This is a genomic window from Caldiplasma sukawensis, assembly GCF_052315375.1.
Lineage (GTDB): Archaea > Thermoplasmatota > Thermoplasmata > Thermoplasmatales > Thermoplasmataceae > Cuniculiplasma.
On the sequence record NZ_JBLSDG010000010.1, the window covers coordinates 28,535 to 51,177 of the forward strand.

Annotated in this window: 28 protein-coding genes and 1 tRNA gene; 28 read left to right on the forward strand and 1 reads right to left on the reverse strand. The window is 37.2% G+C overall.

Translation table 11 applies throughout. The features are described from left to right. Positions 1-42: 42 nt before the first annotated feature. The 11 genes from ACNF4Z_RS05900 to aroF are packed head-to-tail and all read left to right on the forward strand — an operon-like array spanning position 43 to position 9,953. Positions 43-2,202: a minichromosome maintenance protein MCM gene (locus ACNF4Z_RS05900; RefSeq protein ID WP_458328317.1), complete on the forward strand. Its 2,160-nt coding sequence runs from the start codon at positions 43-45 to the stop codon at positions 2,200-2,202. Further along, positions 2,199-2,507: a DUF424 domain-containing protein gene (locus ACNF4Z_RS05905; RefSeq protein ID WP_458328318.1), complete on the forward strand. Its 309-nt coding sequence runs from the start codon at positions 2,199-2,201 to the stop codon at positions 2,505-2,507. The genes ACNF4Z_RS05900 and ACNF4Z_RS05905 overlap by 4 nt, the downstream gene beginning before the upstream one ends. 2 nt (positions 2,508-2,509) lie before the next feature. Then, positions 2,510-3,175: a ubiquinone/menaquinone biosynthesis methyltransferase gene (locus tag ACNF4Z_RS05910; RefSeq protein WP_458328319.1), complete on the forward strand. Its 666-nt coding sequence runs from the start codon at positions 2,510-2,512 to the stop codon at positions 3,173-3,175. Positions 3,176-3,229: 54 nt separating this feature from the next. Then, positions 3,230-4,477 carry a TrpB-like pyridoxal phosphate-dependent enzyme gene (locus ACNF4Z_RS05915; protein ID WP_458328320.1) on the forward strand — a complete coding sequence of 416 codons (1,248 nt, stop codon included), beginning with the start codon at positions 3,230-3,232 and terminating at the stop codon, positions 4,475-4,477. Next, positions 4,474-5,202 carry a tryptophan synthase subunit alpha gene (locus ACNF4Z_RS05920; protein WP_458328321.1) on the forward strand — a complete coding sequence of 243 codons (729 nt, stop codon included), beginning with the start codon at positions 4,474-4,476 and terminating at the stop codon, positions 5,200-5,202. The genes ACNF4Z_RS05915 and ACNF4Z_RS05920 overlap by 4 nt, the downstream gene beginning before the upstream one ends. Further along, on the forward strand, positions 5,186-6,184 hold the full coding sequence (gene trpD, locus ACNF4Z_RS05925; RefSeq protein WP_458328322.1) for an anthranilate phosphoribosyltransferase: 999 nt from the start codon (positions 5,186-5,188) through the stop codon (positions 6,182-6,184). Before ACNF4Z_RS05920 ends, trpD begins: the two co-directional genes overlap by 17 nt. Further along, positions 6,185-6,772 (forward strand): phosphoribosylanthranilate isomerase, encoded by a 588-nt coding sequence (locus tag ACNF4Z_RS05930; RefSeq protein ID WP_458328323.1) that lies wholly within the window; start codon positions 6,185-6,187, stop codon positions 6,770-6,772. Beyond that, complete coding sequence (locus tag ACNF4Z_RS05935; RefSeq protein ID WP_458328324.1) at positions 6,750-7,892, forward strand: anthranilate synthase component I family protein; 1,143 nt, start codon at positions 6,750-6,752, stop codon at positions 7,890-7,892. The genes ACNF4Z_RS05930 and ACNF4Z_RS05935 overlap by 23 nt, the downstream gene beginning before the upstream one ends. Next, positions 7,873-8,430, forward strand: a complete 558-nt coding sequence (locus tag ACNF4Z_RS05940; RefSeq protein WP_458328325.1) for an aminodeoxychorismate/anthranilate synthase component II — start codon at positions 7,873-7,875, stop codon at positions 8,428-8,430. Before ACNF4Z_RS05935 ends, ACNF4Z_RS05940 begins: the two co-directional genes overlap by 20 nt. 4 nt (positions 8,431-8,434) lie before the next feature. After that, positions 8,435-9,190, forward strand: coding sequence for an indole-3-glycerol-phosphate synthase TrpC (locus tag ACNF4Z_RS05945; RefSeq protein ID WP_458328326.1), 756 nt, complete (start codon positions 8,435-8,437; stop codon positions 9,188-9,190). Continuing rightward, the gene (aroF, locus tag ACNF4Z_RS05950) at positions 9,180-9,953 is read left to right on the forward strand and encodes a 3-deoxy-7-phosphoheptulonate synthase (RefSeq protein ID WP_458328327.1); all 774 of its coding nucleotides are present in this window, start codon (positions 9,180-9,182) and stop codon (positions 9,951-9,953) included. Before ACNF4Z_RS05945 ends, aroF begins: the two co-directional genes overlap by 11 nt. Here the strand turns inward: aroF and ACNF4Z_RS05955 are convergent. Beyond that, positions 9,950-10,561, reverse strand: a complete 612-nt coding sequence (locus ACNF4Z_RS05955) for a helix-turn-helix domain-containing protein (protein ID WP_458328328.1) — start codon at positions 10,559-10,561, stop codon at positions 9,950-9,952. The two genes, aroF and ACNF4Z_RS05955, sit on opposite strands and share 4 nt — an antisense overlap. 74 nt (positions 10,562-10,635) lie before the next feature. On the opposite strand from ACNF4Z_RS05955, the gene pyk reads away from it, so the two are divergent. The 17 genes from pyk to ACNF4Z_RS06040 all read left to right on the forward strand — a co-directional run bounded on the left by pyk (position 10,636) and on the right by ACNF4Z_RS06040 (position 22,375). Next, positions 10,636-12,321: a pyruvate kinase gene (pyk, locus tag ACNF4Z_RS05960; protein WP_458328329.1), complete on the forward strand. Its 1,686-nt coding sequence runs from the start codon at positions 10,636-10,638 to the stop codon at positions 12,319-12,321. A gap of 75 nt (positions 12,322-12,396) precedes the next feature. After that, positions 12,397-13,164: an FKBP-type peptidyl-prolyl cis-trans isomerase gene (locus ACNF4Z_RS05965; protein ID WP_458328330.1), complete on the forward strand. Its 768-nt coding sequence runs from the start codon at positions 12,397-12,399 to the stop codon at positions 13,162-13,164. Then, positions 13,164-13,880, forward strand: coding sequence for an RNA methyltransferase (locus ACNF4Z_RS05970; protein WP_458328331.1), 717 nt, complete (start codon positions 13,164-13,166; stop codon positions 13,878-13,880). Before ACNF4Z_RS05965 ends, ACNF4Z_RS05970 begins: the two co-directional genes overlap by 1 nt. A gap of 45 nt (positions 13,881-13,925) precedes the next feature. Further along, on the forward strand, positions 13,926-14,303 hold the full coding sequence (locus ACNF4Z_RS05975; protein ID WP_458328332.1) for a 50S ribosomal protein L18e: 378 nt from the start codon (positions 13,926-13,928) through the stop codon (positions 14,301-14,303). A gap of 6 nt (positions 14,304-14,309) precedes the next feature. After that, positions 14,310-14,738: a 50S ribosomal protein L13 gene (locus ACNF4Z_RS05980; protein WP_458328333.1), complete on the forward strand. Its 429-nt coding sequence runs from the start codon at positions 14,310-14,312 to the stop codon at positions 14,736-14,738. Further along, entirely contained in the window at positions 14,731-15,162 is a 432-nt protein-coding gene (locus ACNF4Z_RS05985; protein ID WP_458328334.1) for a 30S ribosomal protein S9, read from the forward strand. Before ACNF4Z_RS05980 ends, ACNF4Z_RS05985 begins: the two co-directional genes overlap by 8 nt. A 4-nt stretch (positions 15,163-15,166) precedes the next feature. After that, entirely contained in the window at positions 15,167-15,385 is a 219-nt protein-coding gene (locus ACNF4Z_RS05990) for a DNA-directed RNA polymerase subunit N (protein WP_458328335.1), read from the forward strand. 9 nt (positions 15,386-15,394) lie between these two features. After that, positions 15,395-15,467: transfer RNA gene (locus ACNF4Z_RS05995), tRNA-Pro, on the forward strand. Between the two features lie 635 nt (positions 15,468-16,102). Then, entirely contained in the window at positions 16,103-16,432 is a 330-nt protein-coding gene (locus ACNF4Z_RS06000; RefSeq protein WP_458328336.1) for a hypothetical protein, read from the forward strand. 499 nt (positions 16,433-16,931) lie between these two features. Continuing rightward, a complete protein-coding gene (locus tag ACNF4Z_RS06005) occupies positions 16,932-17,198 on the forward strand; it encodes a hypothetical protein (RefSeq protein WP_458328337.1) in 267 nt (88 codons plus the stop codon). 421 nt (positions 17,199-17,619) lie between these two features. After that, positions 17,620-17,751 (forward strand): hypothetical protein, encoded by a 132-nt coding sequence (locus tag ACNF4Z_RS06010; protein WP_458328338.1) that lies wholly within the window; start codon positions 17,620-17,622, stop codon positions 17,749-17,751. 39 nt (positions 17,752-17,790) lie between these two features. Next, positions 17,791-18,156 (forward strand): tyrosine-type recombinase/integrase, encoded by a 366-nt coding sequence (locus tag ACNF4Z_RS06015; protein WP_458328344.1) that lies wholly within the window; start codon positions 17,791-17,793, stop codon positions 18,154-18,156. Positions 18,157-18,248: 92 nt separating this feature from the next. Beyond that, a complete protein-coding gene (locus ACNF4Z_RS06020; protein ID WP_458328339.1) occupies positions 18,249-19,259 on the forward strand; it encodes a hypothetical protein in 1,011 nt (336 codons plus the stop codon). 924 nt (positions 19,260-20,183) lie between these two features. Then, positions 20,184-21,236, forward strand: a complete 1,053-nt coding sequence (locus tag ACNF4Z_RS06025; protein WP_458328340.1) for a hypothetical protein — start codon at positions 20,184-20,186, stop codon at positions 21,234-21,236. Between the two features lie 66 nt (positions 21,237-21,302). After that, positions 21,303-21,815 (forward strand): hypothetical protein, encoded by a 513-nt coding sequence (locus tag ACNF4Z_RS06030; protein ID WP_458328341.1) that lies wholly within the window; start codon positions 21,303-21,305, stop codon positions 21,813-21,815. Beyond that, positions 21,797-21,925 (forward strand): hypothetical protein, encoded by a 129-nt coding sequence (locus ACNF4Z_RS06035; protein WP_458328342.1) that lies wholly within the window; start codon positions 21,797-21,799, stop codon positions 21,923-21,925. The genes ACNF4Z_RS06030 and ACNF4Z_RS06035 overlap by 19 nt, the downstream gene beginning before the upstream one ends. Positions 21,926-22,069: 144 nt before the next feature. After that, positions 22,070-22,375: a hypothetical protein gene (locus ACNF4Z_RS06040; protein ID WP_458328343.1), complete on the forward strand. Its 306-nt coding sequence runs from the start codon at positions 22,070-22,072 to the stop codon at positions 22,373-22,375. Positions 22,376-22,643: the final 268 nt, after the last annotated feature.

Genomic DNA, 22,643 nt, shown 5'->3' on the forward strand with positions numbered 1-22,643 from the left:
TCATGGCAATAGCATATTTACCCATGTGGATTATGGTAAATTATGACAGAAGACATGCTTGATGGAAATGGTGGAATAATATGGACTCAGTCCGAAATTGAGGAAAAATGGAGCCACTTTTTCCAGGATTACGGATATTATTCTGATCTTACAAAAATAAGCATGCATTATCCACAGGAGAGATCACTATACATATCATACAGCAGACTTGAGGAATATGATGAGGATTTCGCAATATTCGTATTAGAGAATGCCAACATAGCCTTGGAAAGTGCAAGAAACCTTCTGAGAAAATACATATCGGAGAAAGGCACTAATTATTCATTTTTAAACGACAACTCAATAATAATAAATCTAAGAATTCAGGATCTTCCTGAGGATATTAAACTAAACATAAGGGACATCAGGAGTACACATGTTGGGAAAATAATCAGTGTATCAGGCATAATAAGAAAAAATACAGAGGTGATGCCAAGGCTTTACAATGCAGCATTCCAGTGCATATACTGTGATGAGGTAACATATACACTTCAAAAGAAAGGGAAGCAGGAATCACCTGAAAGATGCAGAAACGATTTATGCCCATCAAATTCTAAGGAATCACTGAGGTCAAAATTCAAACTTGTACCAGAGATCTCAGAATTCATAGATACCCAGAAGATTGAGATACAGGAAAATCCAGAAAGCATTAGTGGTGGTTCACAGCCATTGAGATTAACCGCCATCATCGAGGACGACATAGCAGGAAAACTGTTCCCAGGAGACAGAGTTTCACTTGATGGAATTCTTATGGCAGAACAGAAGATGTACTCTGGAAATCCCCTTACAGAATTCTCAATCTACCTTTATGTGATGAATTTCACAAGGACTACTCAGGAACTGGATGAGGTGGAGATAACTCCTGAGGATGAAGAGGAGATCAAAAGACTGTCAAAGGAACCTGACGTGATTAAATTATTATCAAAATCAATTGCGCCATCCATTTATGACCATGATGAGATAAAAACAACTCTTGTTCTTCAGATGTTTGGAGGAGTAAGAAAAACAAACAGGGACGGAATGAAGCTAAGGGGTGACATTCACGTCCTGATAATCGGTGATCCTGGTACTGCCAAATCACAGTTTTTAAGATACATGGCGGATATCAGCCCAAGGGCAGTTATGGCCATAGGTAAAGGGGCCAGCGCAGCTGGTTTAACGGCAGCTGCAGTAAGGGATGAATTTGGGGAGGGTCGCTGGACTCTGGAAGCTGGAGCGCTTGTTCTTGCTGATAACGGTTTTGTGGCTCTTGACGAACTTGATAAGATGGACGAAAAGGATACTTCATCAATGCATGAGGCAATGGAACAGCAGACAGTTACAATTTCAAAAGCAGGAATAATGGCCACACTGAGATCAAGGTGTTCAATACTCGCAGCAGCAAATCCGAAGGATGGGCGTTTTAATGAAAATGAAAACGCGCTTAAACAGATAGATTTTCCATTTCCTCTCATATCAAGATTTGATGTTATATTTAAGTTGGTTGACATTCCTGAGATGGAAAGGGATTCCAATCTAGCACAGCACGTACTTTACGTTCACAGAATGGGGGAGGTTTTCAGCAGTATGGAAGCAAAGAACTTATCTGCAGATATAAAGGAAGAGCAGAACATAATACCTCCTATAGACAGGGAAATGATCAGGAAATATGTAGCATATGCAAAGAGGAACATAATACCAAAAATGTCCGATGAGGCAATTCGATACATCAGAGAGGAATATGTAAGATTGAGAATGGAGGGGACAAGGGTGGGAAAATATATATCTGTGCCAATCACCACAAGGCAGCTTGAATCTGCAATTAGGCTTTCAGAAGCAGCCGCAAAAGCGAGACTTTCTGAAATTGTTACACTGGACGATGCAATTCTTGGGTTCTCAATTATCAGGTATTACATGACAAAACTTTCACCTGATGAAAAGCCAGATGCAGACTTTATTATGACAGGGAAAAACGCATCAATAAGGGCAGACTTGGAAACAATGACAGATATTTTCAAAGAGCTTAAAAGGAAAAAACAAGGGATGATGATAAAGGAGAGCGAATTCTTGAACGAATGCGTAAAAAGCGGTCTTGACAAATCAAGGGTCACAAATCTTCTCAAAGAGGCAATTGAGACCGGAATATTTTTCAGACCTGGAAACGGAGAGATAGAACTTACATGAAATCTGGTGTTTCTGTTAAAATAGTTAACATAAGGGGTGAAAACATGATGGCAGCCGCTGACCTGGAAATAATAGGTGTTAACCTGAAATCAGGAAAACTTCATCTCTATGTGGATCCAAAATATTATGGAAACACAGAGGTTACATGGGAATTTTTTGATGAATCACTGGCCCTATGCTCTATTGGAAATTTTGTGGGAAAAAAGGTGGTTGAAAGATGCATTAAACTGGGGTTTGTTGACAAAGAAAACATTCTTTACATTCAGGATGTCCCCCACGCCCAGTATGCAAGGATGTTGAGGTAAGTATGGAAGTAAAAGAAAGTCTGGTGAGAGGGGTATTTAACTCCATCAGTGATAAATATGATCTCATAGATTCAATAATGAGCCTGGGCATGGATGGCCTGTGGCGAAAAAAGGTTGTTGATCTGATGAACCTTGGAAACAACATGCAGGTTCTTGACAGTGGTGCAGGATCAGGAAAGGTGTCAGAGGAGATATTGAAAAGGGCCAATGTGAAAATAGATGCAGTGGATATAACCTCATCAATGTTCAGGTTAAAAAATAAAAGTATAAAATTTCATGAGGCATCTGCAGAAAATCTTCCTTTCCAAGGAGAAATTTTTGACAGGGCAGTGTCATGTTTCCTCACAAGAAATCTTTATTCTGTGAGTTCTTACCTGCATGAGGTATACAGAACTTTGAAGCCTGGGGGAATTTTTTGCAATCTTGACATCTACGATCCGGGGAGGAGTTTCATAGCTCCCCTGTTCAGGGTATACTTTTACAATATGATTCCAAAAATAATGGATAAAATAACGTATTCCAAATCATATTCATATCTTGCAAGATCGGTTAAAAATTTTATCTCTCCTCAGAAAATGACAGAGCTGCTGAAAAATGAGGGGTTTAAAAATATAAATGTGTATAGACTGGCCGGAGGAACAGTTTACATTCATAAAGCAATAAAATAATTTATGAACGATTAATTACAATAATGTATAAATAATATCATTAGATATACCTGTATGCTTAAAATCACAGGAACAGACATCATACCGGAGAAATGGTATAACATTGTACCGGATCTTCCTGAACAGTTGTCTCCTCCAAGGGATGCATTTACCGATTTTTCATCAATTGACCTATTGAATAGAATTCTTCCAAAAGAGGTAATGAGGCAGGAATTTACTGCTTCAAGATATGAAACAATACCTCAGGAAGTCATAGACCAGTACATACAGATAGGAAGACCAACACCACTTATAAGGGCAAAAAATCTTGAGGTAAAACTGAAGTTCAGGGGAAAAATATTTTTCAAATACGAGGGAGCAACAGCAACAGGCTCTCATAAAATCAATACAGCTCTGCCACAGGCATATTATGCTGCAAATGAGGGTTTCGAAGGCGTTGTGACTGAAACAGGTGCCGGCCAATGGGGTACTGCCACGGCCCTTTCAGCCTCACTTAACGGCCTTAAGGCTAAGGTTTTCATGGTAAGGATTAGTTATTTACAGAAGCCAGGAAGAAAAACTGTTATGAATATATACGGTGCTGAGGTAGTACCAAGCCCATCATCATTGACTGAGATTGGCAGGAATTTTCTAAAAAAGGATGAAAATCACCCGGGTTCCCTGGGAATAGCAATAAGTGAGGCTGTCCAGTCCGCACTTGACAGTGGATACAGATACCTCATGGGAAGCGTTGAAAATGCAGTTATAACACATCAGTCAGTTATCGGCCTTGAAACATTAAAACAGATGGAAATAATTGGAGAAGAAGCAGACACTCTTATAGGATGTGTGGGTGGAGGGAGTAACTTTTCAGGTTTTGCTTTTCCATTTTATGGTAAAAATGTTGAGATGATCGCATCAGCATCGTCCGAAGTTCCCAAGTTCTCAAAGGGCAAATACGGTTATGATTTTATAGATACAGGAAAGATACTTCCTCAGTTCAGGATGTATTCCCTTGGTGCAGATTTCATACCCCCTCCAATCTATTCTGGAGGATTAAGGTACCACGGTGTGGCCCCTGCCCTTTCAATGCTGATCAAAAAAGGAATTGTAAAAACTGATGAGGTTGACGAGGAGAAGAGCAGGTCTGCAATGAAAATGTTTGCCAACACACAGGGGATAATCCCTGCCCCGGAATCATCACATGCTATTGCAACAGCAATAGACTATTGCAGGAATCCAGAAAATGATGGTAAAACCGTGATAATTAATGTAAGCGGTCATGGACTGCTCGATCTTTCTGCAGTGGAGAAGGCAATATGAAAGTTGCTCTCTATTTCACAATGTCATATCCAGATTCCTCAACATTTCTGAGGTTTCTAAACCTTTCCATGAATAGTGGCTATGAATACGTTGAACTGGGAATACCTTCCAAAAATACATATTATGATGGGCCTGCCATAAGGAAAACACACAGTATTGCCATGAATGATTATGAGATCCGCATCCTGAAAGAATCTGTAAATATTGCAAAGAAAAATGGCAGGAAAATTTACCTTCTTGTTTATTACAACTATTTCGAAAATAATGAGGAGGAATTCCTATCATCGGTGAAAAACATGGAAATTGATGGCCTCATTGTTCCAGATATCCTTATAGATTATCATGATGAGTATGCAAGTATAATCAGAAGAATCAGGAACAGTTCACTGCATTTGATTCCATTCTTCACCTCTGCAACTCCTGATACAATCATAAAGGATGTGTCTTCCTTGTGTGATTCATGGATTTATTGTGGTATACAACCATCTACCGGAATAAATATGCCGGTAAGCCTTGACAAAGTAGTTGAAAGGATGAGGCAGTTAATGCCTGGCAGGGAAATTGTATTTGGTTTTGGAATAAGAAACATGGAACAGATATCATCTCTAAGAGAGATGAAAGTGGGAGGAGTGGCTGTAGGAACTGCACTCATTCCATATCTGGAAAAAAGGGACGAGTCAGGTTTCCTTTCATACATACAGGAGGTGGTTGGTAATTCACACTGAAAATGAAATAATTCATAAGGTGTCTTCGGGAAGGGATATTTCATACTTGGAGGCTTACCATGCCGCTCTTTACCTATCATCTGAGGCTGCTACAGATGATGAAAGGATCCTATTTCTGAAAAATCTGAGTGAAAAAGGTGAAACTGCAGATGAAATAAGGGGTTTCGCAGATGGTCTGAGGACATTCTCAACCCTTAGTCCATACAATGGTGTTAACGATATTGTTGGAACGGGTGGAGATGGAATGCATACAATAAATGTCAGTACTGCTGCTGCGATTGTTTGCAATGCAACAGGCATGCTGATAGGCAAACATGGTAACAGAGCTGTTACAGGGGCATCGGGTGCAGCTGATTTCATAGAATCAATAGGTTATTCAACAGAGAAGTGTCCTGAACAGATATACTCTGATCTTAAGAAATTTAATTTTACATTTGTTCTGGCTCCAAGATTCAATCCCGCTTTCAAGATTTTTTCATCTGCCAGGAAGGCAATAGGACATCGCACGCTCTTCAATATAATGGGACCCTTGACAAATCCACTGAACCCCGAAGTTTCCGTTATAGGGGCATATTCATTAGAAGCTGCAGAAAAAATTGCATATGTTCAGAACCTGAGGGGAAAAAGGGGAATTGCAGTACATGGGAAAGATGGGATGGACGAGGCCTCTCCCTTTGAATCTACCACAATAATAGATTTTACAACACTTGAAAGGAGGGAGATTAGATTTGCAGATATGCTCAATACTTCTGTTGAAATTTCAGAAATAACTGGAAAAACAACAGAGGAAATTGTTGAAAAGACCATGGGTGGTCTTTACGGTGAAAATGAGTCAGCTTTGGAATTCATAAGTATTAACGCTTCACTCTGCCTTTACGCCTCTGGTAAATGCAGTTCCATTGAGGATGGAATAAATCTTTCGAGGAAAATAATAAAGTCTGGAAAGGCAAAGGAAAGAATCAGAATCATAGGGGGTTCCTGAATGAATGTGAAAATATGCGGAATAACAAGGGAATCTGATGTTGATCTTGCATATGAGTTCGGTGCATATATGGTGGGCACAATATTTTCAGATAAAACAAAGAGAAGGGGGAGCGAAGCAATAATAAAAAGGGCCAATGAAATTGGAATCCCTGTTGTGGCAGTTTACACGGAAATAGAAAATGCAATTAGAGACAGAGGGGAGGATTATGCACAGCTCCACTTCGATCATGATTCTGAAGATATTCAACTTATCAGGCAGACTGGCAGAAAAGTCATATCTGTGAATTTTTTTGACGGATTTAATAGATTGAATTACGATGTTAAGAAATACAGAGCATCTGACATATTCATGGTGGAGAGAAAACCCAGTATAATCCCAAGTATTGAAAGTCTGAAAAACATTGACAGAACAAAACTTGCAATTGCTGGTGGAATAGAAGAAAACTCTCTGGATGAAATCATAAAATTTTCTCCATTTATGGTTGATCTGAGCAGTTCCATTGAATCTGAAACAGGATTAAAGGACAGGAAAAAGGTCGAATCATTTTTCAGGAGGCTAAATCATGCAGAAGAAGCTCTACAATGAGATTCATAAACTGAAATCCAATGGTGAGGACTTTGCATATTTCTGCAGGTTCAGCGGAGATCAAAATTCAATGGGGGATGAATTTCTATTTACAGGGGGTAGGGTTCAACAATCTGAAAAAATTAAAGATATAGATTCAATGATTGAATTAACTCCCATTTCAATAAATTTTCCTGTTATAAGGGAGATTTATGGTTTTGATTATTCTGATGAATACCCTCCCATTCTTCATATGAAAGATGCAAGGGTTTCAAGAAACAGTATTATTAGAAATACAGTTTCACTGTCTGGAGTAAAACCGAATTTCAGGGAACCTTATCCTGAATTAATTAAAAAGATACTGGAGCTTAGGGAATTAATAAGAAGGGGAGAAATGCTTCAGGCAGTTATCTCTCAGGAATTCGGACCAATTTCAATAGATCCAGAGGAAATCATAAGAAACTATATTGAAAATCAGAAGTCCATGTATGTTTTTTATTACAGCATGGAAGGAATGGAAATTCTTGGAAGTTCTCCTGAAATGGTGGTTCGTCGTTTTGAAAACCGGGTTGAAACGGAGCCAATAGCAGGGACCAGGCCCATGTCTGAAAACAATGAGGAAAACAGGCGCCTTGAAAATGAACTGAGGAATGATGAGAAGGAACTTCTTGAACATAGAATGCTGGTAGATCTTGCAAGGAACGATCTTGGAAAGATTGCAAAACCAGGTTCAGTAAAAGTTGTTCAATCAATGGCAATCAGGCATTTTTCAACGGTTATGCATCTGGTTTCAAAAGTGGAAGCAGATCTTAGAAGTGGAGTTACAAACAGCAGTATTGTAAGTGCAATGGTTCCTGCTGGAACGGTGTCAGGTGCCCCTAAGGAACGTGCAATTTTTCACATAAACAGGCTGGAAGATGTGAGCAGAGGCCCATATGGAGGTGCAATAGGTATTGCATCCATGAATTCAATGGATCTGGCACTTACAATCAGATCAATATACTCAAGGGGTGGTAAATATTTTACAAGGGCTGGAGCTGGAATCGTTAAAGATTCCGATCCTCAAAGGGAATCAAAAGAAATAATGGCGAAAGCTTATAGTGCGGCGGGTGAGATAATTTATGGAATGCCTTTTCATTGACAATCATGATTCATTTTCATATAATGTGATACAGCTGCTTCAAAAACAGAATTATGAAGTTAGCATAATACAGAATACTGATGAGCTGCCCAAAAACTTGGATTTCAAAAAAATAATAATTTCACCAGGACCAGGTTCTCCAGAGAATGAAAAGGATCTTGGAAATATTTTCAAATTAATTGATATGAACAGAAATTCCAAATTCCTTGGAATATGCTTTGGTCATCAGGCTCTTGGTAGATACCTTGGTTGTCAGATAATCACACTCAAGAGACCATATCATGGTGAAGTTGACACCATAGCACATTTTGGCTCCCCTATTTATAGAGACATTCCCAACACATTTAGGGCAATAAGGTATCACAGCCTTGCCATATTGGAGAACAGCAATATAATTGTGGATGCAAGATCAGAAAGTGACAATTCGGTAATGGGATTTCACAGTAAAAATGGTAACTTTTACGGGGTTCAGTTTCATCCAGAATCCTTTTACTCGGAATATGGTGAAAACATTATCATAAATTTCATGGAGATGTGAAACCATGGATGTTAACTACATATATGAAAGAACAGGGAAAAGGAACCATGTTGAGAATAATAGGCGTGAAAGAGAAACAATTTCACTTAAGAGATCAATAGAGAGGGCATCAAGAATGGGTGAAAAACATTTCATTATGGAATTTAAAAGAGGGTCTCTTTCAGGTCTAACAGGAACATACATAAAAGATCCATATGATTTTGTCAAAATAATCGGTCCATACGCCAATGCAATCAGCGTTCTCACAGAACCTGAAGCCTTTCTTGGTTCATATGATGATATACGGTTCATGGTCGGGCTTGGAATACCTGTACTTGACAAGGATTTCATAAATGATAAGAGGATGATTAAAAGTGCTTACAACAGTGGTGCAGATGCAATTCTGCTGATTTCCGATTTTCTCGAGAGATCTGAATTGCAAGAACTTTGTGAGTATGCAAATTCACTTGAAATGGATACACTGGTCGAATTTCATGATTTAAAATCAGCCGAAAAAATACCTGAAATTGATAATGTAATAATAGGCTATAACAGAAGAAACCTGAGAACATTGAAGATGGAAGGAAGAGAGGATGATGCCTTAAAAATCATAGAGAACAGAAAGGAAGTTAAAGTTCTTGAAAGCGGTATTTCAGTTGAAAATTTCAATGAAATGATGGTTAAAAAATTTCAGTCCTATCTCATAGGAACATCCATTCTTGTTGACAGAAATTTTTTGAATTTAGTTAAAAAGGTAAGAGGTAATACACATGAAGATTGAAATGTTGGAAATTAGGGATTTATTCCCAAGGGGGAAGTTCAGTTTCATAGCAGGGCCATGCTCCGTGGAATCAAGAGATCAAATAATGGAGACGGCCTCATTCCTTTCAAATCTTGGCGTGAAAATACTAAGGGGGGGTGCCTTCAAGCCAAGGACAAATCCTGAATCTTTTCAGGGTCTTCATGAAGATGGACTCAGATTGATCAGGGAGGCAGCAGATGAAAACAACATGCTTGTTGTGACGGAAGTTATGGATATAGAACACATCAAAACTGTGATGGAATATTCAGACATACTTCAGATAGGAAGCAGAAATTCACAGAATTTCCCACTTTTGAGGGCAGTTGGTAAACAAAACATACCTGTACTTCTAAAAAGAGGTTTTGGAAACACCATTGAAGAATTTTATCAGGCATCCAGATACATATCAAATGAGGGTAACAATAACATAATACTTGTTGAAAGGGGCATAAGAACCTTTGAAGATTCAACAAGGTTTACTCTTGACATTTCTGCAGTTCCAGTTTTGAGAGAGAAGTGTGATTATCCAATAATTGTTGATCCAAGCCATCCTGCAGGTAAAAGAGAATACGTGGAATCTCTGACACTTGCAGCAGTTGGAGCAGGTGCTGACGGTGCAATGGTTGAAGTTCATCCAAAACCAGAAGAGGCAAAGAGTGACGCTAGACAGCAGGTTACATTTGAACAGTTTGAAAAAATATACAGGAAAGCAATAAAAATTAAAACTTCTTTAGAAAATTAAATTTCCCTGTTTTTCAGATAATCCTTTACTATCTTTTTCATTGCCCTTCTTAGTGTTTCAGACAAAGAAGAGGTTGAAACGTCAAGAATTTCTGCTATTTCTGTGAGGGAGGCTCCTCTGTCATTCTCAAAATACCCAAGATCATAGCATATCTTAAGGACACTGAACTCTCTCTCTGATAACTCATTTTTTATCTCTTCAGGTTCTTCGATTATCTGTGGATTAAGATTTTTTTCCCTCAAGTCTCTAATAAGTTTTCTTATGGTACCTTTTCCGTTCATCAATATTCTGTATGCAACATGATTCTCATCCAGGGATCGGGCGCTAATTATTACAGCATCACTCAGTGCCATTGCAGTACAGGCTGAGCAGCTTGGACTTATGATCCACAACTTGTTTTTTCCAACCTTAGTAACCTTGGTGGATATTTTCCTGAGTTCAGCAATCTCATGATCAGTGAGATTTTCCTTTTCGAGGCCGTGTATTGTCTCATCTTTCTCTATCTTAAGCCTTGTAAGTGATTTTACGCCATCCATCTGAGATATCATCTTAGATACTGCACAATCTGATCTTTCAAGGGATATGACGACCTCAATAGGAAAATTCATAAATCTAAATGATTAATCCATAAATAAATATTCCATAATAAGTAAAATTAAATTCTACAATGCACTTTTAAATCATGGAAATAAAAAGAACAGCGGGCATAAAGATTGTAGCAACATATGGGCCATCCTGCTCAGATGAGAATGTTTTGGAGGCCATGGTGAATTCCGGGGTTTCATGTTTGAGATTAAACACTGCTCACAGCAGTATGGAGGATGTGAAAAAACTTTCTGTTTTGAGGGAAAATATATTCAGGAAGACAAAAAAGCTCATCTCCATAATGATTGACCTGAAGGGACCTGAAATGAGGGCATTGCCCAGAAATGACAATTTAAATGTACAGGAAGGAAAAATATATCATATAGGGAAGGGGGGAGATATTGAAACCTCACTGGGAAAAATAGAGGAAATAGTGAAAAAAGACGATCGAATCTTATTTTCGGACGGTGCCATTCAGACAGTGGTCACAGGTGTTGAATCAGACCATGTAGATATTATGGCACTGAACTCAGGGGATATAAAGAAAAATGCAAGGCTTAACATACCTGGAAGGTTTGTACCACTTGGAATTCTTCAAGACAGGGATAAAAAATATCTTGATCTGGCCATTGAAAATATGGTAGAATACGTGGCCCTGTCTTTTGTTCAGTCCAGAGAGGAGATTGATCAGGTTAATGATCTAATACTCTCAAAAGGTGGATCATTGAAGATTATTTCAAAAATAGAAACGCAACAAGCCATGAAGAATCTGAATGAAATTGTTAGGGCATCAGACGCTCTAATGGTAGCAAGGGGAGACCTTGGCGTTGAGATGCCACTATATGAGGTTGCCCTGAGCCAGAAAAAAATAATATCTGCATCACACAACAGGGGAATACCAGCTATAGTAGCAACTCAGATGCTTGAGAGCATGGTGAATAGAAACACTCCAACAAGAGCAGAGGTTTCCGATATAACCAATGCAATTCTTGACGATGCAGATGCACTCATGCTTTCAGAGGAAACCGCCGTAGGCAAGTTCCCCCTTGATGTAATAAGGACAATGAGGGAAACTGCAGAATATGTGGAATCAAATTATTATGATTATCCGGAGCCTGAGAATTTCAACGGTTCAAGAATAACATTTTCAATAGCAAGATCTGCCAGGGTTCTGGCAAGAGAATCAAAGGCACACAGAGTAATAGTTTTGACAAAAACAGGAAATACGGCTAGAATGGTGTCCGCTGCAAGGCCTGGAACTGAAATAGTTTGTGTTACAGGAAGCAAAATGACAGCAGGTCAGATCTCAATATACAGAGATGTAAAACCATTCCTTTTAAAGAAAGATATAGATGGGTACACAATAGATAACATAATCAAAGAGCTTATGGATGAAAGCATCATAGTAAAGGGTGAAAGACTGGTCATAACAAGTGGATATACCGGGAGACTCTTTGCGGGTACCTCACAGCTTGCAGTGACTTTGGCGGGTACAATGATAGCAAGAGGATACGGGTGGGGAGATAAGGTCATATCCGGAGTGAAGTGGGAGGAAGGTAAAAATGGAGAAATATTCTTTGGAAAGGATACAGCACTTTCATCAGTTCCACAGTGGGAGAAAAAATTTAAGGGATTTGTTTTTACAGGAAGAACCAGGAGGGAGATTACCAACAAGCTTCAGGAACTTAATATTCCGTACATATCAAATACAACTGTATTTCAGGAGCCTCAGAGTGGTGGTGAGATCATAATGGACACTGAAATAGGCGCTGTATACATATGAATACACTTAAGCATTGCCTTTTCCATATATGTTTAAATACATTCTAAAATTACGTGTTATCAATCCGGTGATGTTATGGAAAAAGGAGATTTTGTCAAAATCACGTATGAAATGAGGCTTGGAGAAGATAAGAAACTGGTGTCAACAAACGATGAAAAACTTGCAAAGGATAATGATATATATGATCCGGATCAGAAGTATGGGCCTGGAACACTGATTGTTGGAGACGAAAGCATATTCAAGGAAATAAATGAAAGCCTTCAATCAATTTCAGTTGGTGAAACAAAGGAAGTAGAGATCAAGGCAGAAAACGCTTATGGTATGAGAGACCCAAAAAACATACAGGTACATACAATGGCCGAGTTCAAGAGAAATAAGATTGATCCATATCCTGGGCAAGAAGTGAAACTTGGAAACAGAAGGGGAAGGGTAATTTCAGTTTCTCCAGGCAGAGTAGTTGTTGATTACAATCATCAGTTTGCTGGTAAGGATGTTTTTTACAAATATACTGTCATAGAAAAATTGGAGAAGGTTGAGGATAAGGTAAAAGCACTCATTGACATGAATTTTTCAAAGGGCTCTGAAAATTTCAAAGTAATTGATGAGGGTAATGTTGTGAGCATATATGTTCCTGAGGATCTCAGATACAATATAGAATGGTTTGATGCTAAATACAGGGTGGTTGAAAATTTCAGAAAATATATGGAAAACAAAATTCTGGACATAATAGAGGAGTATGAACCAAAGAAAGAAAACAAGGAAAGCAGCAATGATGAAACAAAAAAGGAGGAAAAAAAGGAAACCTCCGAGGAGAATAATGTTGAGCAGGAACAGAAAGAGTGATGCTCAAAACTAAAAATATTTTTATAATACTTATTGAACCTGAAGTTCAAGGAAATATAGGCGCAGTCGCAAGGGCAATGAAAAATTGCGATTTTTATAATTTAATCATATGTGGTACATCCTATATTGATGATGATGCATTCTCAAGAGCAAAAGATGGCTCTGAAATATTGAGAAACGCAATTTACATGAAGGATTTTATGGAAGTAAGGTCATCCTTTGACATTCTTGTAGCAACATCATCTATCAGATCCAAATCCAATGAAGATCCAAGAAGAACCCCAATGGACATGAAAGATCTTATAAAGAATCACTTCCCCATTGATCTAAAGGTAGGCATCATATTCGGAAGAGAAGGTGATGGCTTAAGGAACAGTGAACTTCAGAAATGTGATTTTTTTGTCACAATCCCAGCTTCAGATGAATATCCGGTTTACAATATGTCTCAAGCCGCCCTATTGCTCATGCATTATATTTTCACATCTGATTTTTCAGGGTATGAGTCTCCAGAACTTGCCTCAGGGAAGGAGGTTGAAATGCTTATTAAAAAAATAATAGAAACAGCCAAGGCTTCTAAATTTCCAATGCACAAAATGGAAACCACTGAGGTTATTCTTAGACAGATATTCTCAAAAGCTTCCCTTACCATATCAGAATACTACAGGCTCATGGGCATATTTAGGAAAATAAATCTAACACTTGGTCGGGAGTGGTAAATTAAAAAAAATTTAATATGGGGGATTAATTTACCTATACTTCTGATGGTTAAAATGAGCTTAAGAGCGGATAGAAAAGAAAATCCTGATTTAAAAAAAGTTATTGAAGAATTAAACAGGGTATCAAGGGAGAATAATTCACCTTTCTGGAGAGATATAGCTGAGAGGTTGGCCGCACCTTCTCAGAATCATGCTGAGGTGAATGTGGGCAAGATTGGTAATTTGCTGAATGAAAACGAAGTTGCAGTGATTCCCGGAAAGATCCTTGGTGCTGGATATATATCAAAAAAAGTAAAAGTTTCAGCTTTTTCAATAAGTGAGAAAGCAAGGAAAAAGCTTGAGGAAGCAGGCTCTCAGTTCATAAGTATACTTGATCTTGCTCAATCCTCTCCAAAGGGATCTAACATCAAAATTTTGGGGTGAAAATATTTGAAAATTGTTGATGCTACAAACTGTATTTATGGAAAACTTTCTGCTGCAGTGGCCAAGGAATTACTGGAGACAGATGAAGAGATTGTAATAGTTAATGCTGCAAACGTAATAATAACCGGTTCCAGGGAATTTGTGCTGGAAAAATTCCTTAAGAGAAGGGATATAGGATCAGTAAGAAAGGGGCCTTACTATCCAAGGCTTCCAAGGGCCATACTGAAGAGATCAATCGGTGACATGTTACCAAAAAAGAAATCCACAGGAAAGGAATGTTTGAAAAGAGTGATGGTTTATAATGGATGCCCTGAAGAGTTTCGGGAAAAAGAAAAAATAAGATATGAAAAAACAGTGAGTGAAAGGTTCAGTGGATATGTTACTTTGAAAGAAGTTTCAAAGGCCCTGGGAAAAGAGGTGAAGATAATTGAGTGAAAAAAAGGAATCTAAAAATACTGGTGAAAAGGTAATAATCAAAACTGGAAAAAGAAAAACAGCCGTTGCTAGAGCTTACATACGAAAAGGAAACGGTAAGGTAACTTTCAACGGACTTCCAGTAGAATTTTTTCCAATACCCCTACTTCAGCACAAACTGATGGAGCCTGTATCCATAATAGGAGACAGGATTAACAGCATAGATATCAGCATAGAAGCAAAAGGTGGAGGAAATACAGGACAGGTAGATGCTGCCAGGACTGCAATGGCAAAAGGTATTGTGGAATACTTTAATGACAGCACTATAGAAGAAATGTATAGGCAGTATGACAGAACCATAATGGTCAATGATATAAGAAGAAAGATGCCAAAGAAACCAATGGGACGGGGCGCAAGGGCAAAGAGGCAGAAATCCTACAGGTGAAAATATGATAATTCCAGTAAGATGTTTCAGCTGTGGTAGGGTAATAGCCTCTGATTACAGGCAGTTTGAGAAAAAGATACAGTCTATAAGGGCAATGGGAAGAGAGCCTTTCGATTACGAAATAAAAGAGATAATGGATGATCTGGGCCTGGAAAGATACTGTTGCAGAAGAATGGTGCTCTCTCATGTTGAACTCATAGATGAAATAATGCCCTTTTCTTAAGGGTAGAAAGGGACCGTGGGGTAGCTTGGTATCCTACCAGCTTGGGGTGTTGGTGACTTGAGTTCAAATCTCAACGGTCCCATTCCACATAATGCTCAAATTTAAGAAAAAAGTGTGATTGTAAGGGTAAAAATTTTCTCACCAAGTCTAATATTATTGTTTTTTAAATGGTTTTTTGATTTCAAAACCCCTTCAGCTATATGAGCATGACCTGGCATATCTAGATATTGAAAAAATGTTAATTTTCAATGCATCAAGGTTTTTGCTTCTCCTTGGTTCTTAAATTATGGAATTTATCCAAGATTATGAATTTTAAGGTATTCGATCTATAGTTTCTTTTTTTGGTCTTCACCATATTGATTACTTAATATATTTTTCATCTATTGAAGAGAGATGTATGCAAATCCACAGTTTTAAAAAAAATATGAGATATTTTTAAGACAGAACAACTTTTCCCTTTCGTTCATTTGACCGCATATTTCTCATTTTATTGCATATAAATGATCAATATTTACCAGGGCTTATTAGGATAATTCTCTCCTTAAGAAAATCATTACGAATACACTCTCGTAATTATTTTTTATATAGTTTTACCGGTAAAATAAACACCGTAGAAATAAGATGGAGGGGATTTTTTGAAGACAATCCTAAATATGGAAGAACACAGATAATGGTATACGGTGCGAAGGGATCAGGAAAGAGTATGTTCCTGTCATTGTGGTCTCTGAAGGATCTGGAGAGGGGACATACGGTAATATTGAGGATCAAGTTTCATGCCTAATTAAGGGAGGCATAAATGTGGTATGCCTTGAAACTTCCTCGGTCAAATCAGAAAGTTTGTGGTGGACCATATTCGCAATGACTTTGAATCATTCCAGCCTCGGCTGGGTCACACTTTGCATTGACGAAATCAACTACATATTCGAGAACAAACCAAGGGACGATCTTTCTCATATTCACAAGAAATTCAAGAAAGCATTGGCATCATTCAGGAAGAAGAAAATACAAGGGAGGGCCTCAGCACACATTTACCACGACGTTAATTAAGAGATCTCCTACAAATTCAAATACACAGTTTATTTGAGAGGATTAATGCTTCTCACTTAGAAAAATCTAACTCCCATCAGGCAGATGGATGACTTTCAGGAATACTTGACAACGGAGCCCTTTTCTCAATTTTTCCTACGATCCACTTCCTGAAGATGTTGCCACACAAGAGACAGTATCAATAGATGTACCTGAATTGTCCATGAATGACTATCCATCCCTGATGCTCAAAATTGGTTTGAAACCCTATTTAGCTGTTCTGGATGTAGCAGGACCATGGATGTACGGGAGGAAATGAGAAATTGCCCAGGGTGTGGTGAGCTTATAGTGCTGAGAGATTTGTATGGAGTGGGTATCTCCCCTTCAGGTCTATAGATATAGAGGAAAACGAAAATAAATGTGGTCATGGTGGCACTGTCCGGACAAATGACTCACATGTTATAAATGAAAAATCAAAGGAATCTTGAAAAATTTGCAAATATGGTATACAGGGAAATGAATGGAGAGGAAGAAAGAAATGACAGAGAAAATTAAGAAAGGAAGGACAAAGAAGAAAATGGCAGCTTCCTTTCACCTGCGGCTGAAGCATATTCTCGGAGGCGTATCACTTCTGAGCCTCCTTGCCGCCTTCGAGGTATTTTCAATACCAGCTGCTAGTCGGTTAATAGATATTTTTGGATTTACGAGATTAATTGCAGGGGTTACATGGATAGGTGTTGCCCTATTCAGTGGTGGTGTGGCTCTATACCTTCATGAAGAAGAGTAGACAAAATTTATATTTATTAGCGCATTCTATATACATGGAGCAGTCCCATAAAAAAACTCAAAAAAGTAAATCAACTCTTATTCTTTCATATATAATGATGATAAGTGGTGCACTTTTATTAGCATACGCTTTTGGCGCATTCAAATTTATCTAAAGCATTAATAATATTATCACACCAGAATTTTTGGGAATTTAAAAGTTTATTCCAAACATGAAAGTTTTTAAATTTTGAGAGATCAATCGTTAATGTTCACGGACTTCACATTTCAAATCAACGTTGACATGTCAAACTGTGGGTTCTGTCAAGTCATTGTTTCAATTTGATTGAGTTCTTTAACTTTTTATGATCGAGAAAAAAATCTTTTAACTCGCCATGTACAAACCTATTTAAAGACTTACATATTTTCAAGTTACGGGTTCTGTGATTACGGTTCTCAAGGACATAATGATCCAGTCAATGGGAAGATCTCTCTCCATTTATTTCTTTTCAGATGAAGAGGTAGAGAAGATCTTTAAAGAGATCGCAGGAATGATTAAAATGAAAAGAGAATAATAGATAAGCACAAGGAATATTTTCTCATTATGGCACTCCATATATTTCACTGGTGTGAGAATTGATGAAGTTCTAGCGGTGAAACCATCTGATTTAAATCTGGCCACAAATTCAATCAGGATGAATACAATTAAACAGGGAAAGAATAAGAAAATAGGACTTAAGATGGGAATGTTTAGAATCATACCATTGCACTCAGAGTTGATGTATACTTACTTGCAATATCTTCTTGACTTAAACACAAAATCTGAGGATTCTTTATTCCCGATGAGCAGTCAAGTTGTGAACCTTTATTTTAAGAAGATTCAGGAAAAATTAGGGTTTAAGATCCATGCACATAAGTTTAGGCATACCTTCGTAGTTAAGGCTGTTTTAGACGATTTATCATTGAATAGTTTAAAGTAGAGGCTTGGTCACCCATCAATATTTGCTTCGAGCATTTACAACCAGATAACAGGTATGGATCCATTTAAGTTAAAGGGGGGATTAAGGTAATTATGTCGATCTTAGTGTATGTAGAAATAGCCACAGCAATAGTCACAACTCTTTTGGCAGTAGCTGCCTTTTATCAAATCAGAAAAATACATAAAGAAAAAATTGAAGAATGGCGACTTTCACATTTGGACTCGCATTACAGTAAAATTTCTAAGGAAATTAAAAAAATAGAAAAACAAATAACTGATAATGATGGAAATGATAATCGGGGGTTCGAACAGTTATTTACGCCAAGAAATCATTGGATAATGACCGATAAATCGTTGTCAGTAATAAACAATAAAGAACTAGAAATAAGAAGCTTGATTGAAAAAGATAGCATTGCGATGCAACATATTGCCTCTGCATACCAAGAAATAGCCGATGATATAAATAAAATAAACTCAAGCGAAATTGAATACGGGAACGAAGCAAAAAATATCATACAGATTTTGGTAACCAAAATAAAGAAAGAATTCATGAGTGAACTAAAAGGATGGGAACTGGATCATAAAGCATACGATTCAATGAAAGAATTAATTGATTCCAATCCCTTCGTGGTCAATGATACAAATGCCTCCTCTCGGATGATACTTTTATACTCATTAAGTGACGTAATTATAAATCTAATGATACTCGACGCTTACGAAATAGAAGCTATAAAGAAACCTTTTGTAGGGAATTCTCATAATTATGATCTTTCTTTAACCTTTAAAGCTGAAGGATTTTGCCCTTTTGTGGACACAAGAAAAGTAATAGCCGAAGTAAGGAATTACTATATTTCAGATGAGGAAATATCGGAGTTTAGTAAAATATGTAATGGAATTTTATCATGTCAAAAGGAAGTCATAAAAAAACTCTTCGAGAAAAAAAAGAAAATTACGAAAAGTTATTCAGCCTTGGTAAATAAAATGAATAGTGAAATCTTGAATAAATATGAGGCGGGATTAATAATTAAAGGGGAATGTGAAGTTTGTAAATTGATCCATAAGGCTAAGGATAATGAAGTAAGGCCATATATTGTAAAGAGTTAATGACCGAGGTTTGAATAGAAACATTTAATCTCTTTGTCCTTATCCAATAATATTGAAGAAGCCGAAAAACTATCGGAACTAATCAAACAGCGAAATTGTATAGATAACAAAATTTCAAACATTATTGATGTCATTCCGAAAAAGTTCACATTGGTGAATGGATTGCTTCTTACATCTTTAGTATCGCATTAAACGAAACAAAGAATAAAAAGGGGTATGATGGAATTTTCAATTCGCCTTATTTAAATGGAAAAAAAGTCGATGTAAAATACTGTCCTTTTAATCAGCACCTAATAAATTCGAATCCTAATGTTGAAGAAGACGTCTATCTTATGGTTTTTACATGTCCTTATAAAAGTGCTTCTAAGTCTAAGCATAAGAATAGGCAGTTCTACATAAGTAATATTTATTTGTTTAAGGAAATCAAATTGTACAGAAAACTAAAGAAAAGTCGAGTAAAAGTGGGTACGGCCTCAAGTGTCAAAAAAGATCTTTAGTACAAGATAGAAATATACCTAGAGGACAAACTTCATTTTGATCTGGGAATGAATTTAGATGTCGTGGAATTATTCTCTTGCGTTAAATGAAAATGCAGGATAAATATTAACGGAGTTTAGAAATGAGAATGCATCCTTGGATTGAAAATTATTTGAAGAGAGTATATCAGTTTACAAGAAAACTTAGGTCAACTTAAATGTAAAATTGGCAACGAAATCAGAAAATTATCTCATAATAACAAATTTTTTGAAATTAACATATCAGAACTCGTCAAAGGTTTTAGTATTTATGCTGAAGGATACACATAAGGATCGGATATTCATGAAATCTGCGATTGTTTGGGTGGAGGTGTTGTGAGATGACTGAACAATTCATGCTCAGAAGAGATAGAACATCAGAGATTTCTAAGGTGGAGGGGGGATGATTATGGAAGATGAAAAAATCCGCAAAAAACACAAAATAGCAATGAGAAAAGAAGTATGTGATATACCAATTTACGACGACAACGAAAACATTATAGATGAAGAACCAACAATATTTTACATCTGCGATGAATGTGAAAACGAAAAATACAGAACTCCGGATCCCATGGATGTAGTCGATCAATTAAATCCGAGGGATATAATTGATCCGTTGGATCTAATGGAAGAAGGAGGTGAAGCATCCATCGAAATCAGCAGGAGAATATCAAAGTACAAAACAGACCATCTGGATTTCCCTTCTCTTCTCAGATCCGTCTTAGAAGAATTGAACGAATATGATCCTGATAGAGCAACTCAGAAGAATGGCGTTGGCTTCAACCGTAAGGATGGAGAATTTGCAAGGGAATTACTTACAAAAGAGAAATGGGATAAGAAGGATGTTAAAACCGCTTTACAAATTGCGCAACACTATAAAAATACACAACTGAAGGATCAATGGAAGAAAATATCTGAGATCAAAAAGGAATACCTAAAAGAGCTGAAAGCACGAAAAAAATCGCAAATAGCTGAAGGTTTATGGGTACCCATAAAACAGGAAGATGACATTGACATAGCTTTCCTGGGTTGGAAGGATGGATGGCCTTTTAAAAGAAAAATAGAACAAAAAAGAGATGATATAATTATCATAGATGAGAAAGTAATATTAAAGGAAGATTATGGAGAACCAATTCAGGATCTAATTAAACGCTTTATTGGAGAGTATAAAAGAGAGTACATAGAATTCAAAGGAGAAGTCTTTACAAAACCTGAATTTGTGAATTTGATGGTTTATCCATCTAACGTTAATAATTTCACTGAATGTCTGAATGCTTTACCTATTGAGCCGGGTGAATACAGAGAACCTAATTTCTATTTTAAAAATGATCATATTTTGTTTCCTGAAAAATTTTATGCGAGAAGGGATGACTCATACCAAAAAATACTGAAAGACGCATTAAAAATAAAAATGAATGAAGAAAATAAAAGAGAAATTAACATGGAACTTTACAGGGAATGAATAGAATTATTAAGGAAATATCCGAAACAGATAACCTTATTTTATTCAGTTATTGGAGCTAATATTGTGAATGTATTAGGCATCAACGACTATTCCATAACCATAGACTCCATAGGGAATAAAGACACAGGCAAATCATTCTCTATAGTATTGGCACTAAAATGGGCTTATGGTATAGGGGAGGCCATACTCCAGGATCACGCCATTAATTCTGCTTTCAGATACCATGCAACTGCCGATTCCACAAATCTCGTAATATACATCGAAGAGGCCAAAATAGGAGCAGAAGGGATGAGTAAATTAAAATCCAACGCATTGAACATCCGTGGCAACCCGGACAAATCCATGACAGTATATGGGACTAATGCCACATGGGTTCTTTCCAGGAACAGCAAAGACAACATAATGAAACTAACAAGAGAAGAAAGGGAAGCACAAAACAAAAGGATCTATGAATACTATTTTGGCGTTGATGACGTAGTCAGGAAAGAGGATCAATCCATAGGCAAAGAATACATGTTGAAAATCAAAGATGAACCAGGGGCCACCTTTATAATAAATTGGAGGAGAAAACAATAACAAAAATACGAAAAAAATACTTTGAACTCATGAAGGAAAATGACGATAATAGGAAGGTCATGGCTCTTTTAGGGGCATGGATAATGGATGAAGTTGACATAATTGATTAGATTACCTTCACGCCTGTTGTTTCAGATCTTCGAAAACCTTCTGTAATTGACGATTTCTATTCTTTCATTTACGGGCTCTATGGAAGGAGTGTATATCTCTCAGTTCCAGGCAATGATTCCATCAGCGATCCGTTCGACAAAAAAATGATGACAGAATTGGGCTTTGACCCTGTAACAATGGAATTCAAGCTTACTGTAAGGGGCTTTAATCTTTTTCTTTTTGCCATTTTCACAACCTCCTTAAAAGAATTCAAGCTTACTGTAAGGGGCTTTAATCTCATTAAAAAAGAGTTAGATGAATTGAGAGATTTTAAAAGTGCCACTGAATTCGCTAAGTTCTGTAATCTGGAACTTACGGAACATGGACAGTTACCTTCGAAATGGATGAAAACAAAGGAAAGAGTGCCTACAGGAATAATCCCGAAGGAAATATGGGGAGATACAGATTAGAAAAATGTTCCCAATGTTCCGTCATGTTCCATAAAATGTGCAGCAAAAAAATCGTGAATAATTACCTCCGCAGTAAAATGGAACATTTGGAACATGATTTTTTACCTTCCATGTAAACATAAAAAAATTGGATCTCTTCAACTCTTTGGGGGTAAGTTATAAACGCTCATTCATTTACATTTTGTGAAATCAGAGGAACTTTTCAGGAAGCTTCTAGGTTTAGAGGATCCATGGATCATTAAGGAAATAAAGTTCGACCACCAGGGAA